The sequence below is a fragment of the Insulibacter thermoxylanivorax genome (assembly GCF_015472005.1).
Lineage (GTDB): Bacteria > Bacillota > Bacilli > Paenibacillales > DA-C8 > Insulibacter > Insulibacter thermoxylanivorax.
The window spans coordinates 1-849 of record NZ_BMAQ01000032.1; the positions used below are offsets into that span (position 1 = coordinate 1).

General features: G+C 48.1%; 1 protein-coding gene. It reads right to left on the minus strand.

Features of this window, described 5'->3' with window-relative positions:
- Positions 1-123 precede the first annotated feature (123 nt).
- Positions 124-849: hypothetical protein (locus PRECH8_RS11395; protein ID WP_207161796.1), on the minus strand; the 726-nt coding region annotated here is incomplete at its 5' end.

The window sequence follows — 849 nt, forward strand, 5'->3', positions numbered from 1 at the left end:
CGCCGGTTTTATACGATTTTTATGACGAAACCTACTTCCGAGGCCGCCATCCCCCCTTTTTGTATAAACATCCCGATCTCTAACATGCCGCTGCACTATAAACGTCTTACCTTTACACAATGATTATACATTTAACCAAGGAAGGATCTGAAATGATGGTTCCGGTTCATGCAGCCATTCATGTGAATGAACTTGGGCGCGTGGCGTTCTTTTTTTGCGAATATCCGTTCTTTTGGCCGCGGCTTTGCGTTTCTTTCGGTTCACCGATTTATTCGCTGGGATCGCTTGCTCCGCCGATTGAACCTTCGCTGCAGAGTCACCTCGCTCATCATTCTTACGATCTTCGATTCGCTGTTCAAGGGCTGTGATTCGTTCTTCAACAGAGGAAGTAACCTCTTGTACGGTTTCACTGTCGGCTTGCTGAGACTCAGCACCCTCGGCGATTAATTTTTCCTGCAGGCTGTAATGGCCGACCTGTACTCGCTTGCCTCCGCCGCAACCGCAGGGCTTTTTATACGTCATCTGCTGCGACATTCCTTGGACTTGGTAATAAGGTGTTTGTTTATCTTTCATATAGTCGAAGGGAGTCGACCAGGTATACGATTCGATTGAACCGCTCGACCATAAGTTTGGGCTGGTGTTAGAAGCAAAGTACGAGTTAGGCGACTGCTGAGTATAAGGCATCATGGTGTTCGGCGATACATTCCCCATATAGGGTGCTATATTGCTTGCTCCCATAAGCACGTTACTTGAAAAAGGTGCAACGTAATCTGTACCCATCGGTACGTTGCTCGACAGAGGAGCTACATTGCCTGTGTCCATCGGTATGTTGCTCGACAGAGGCGCTAC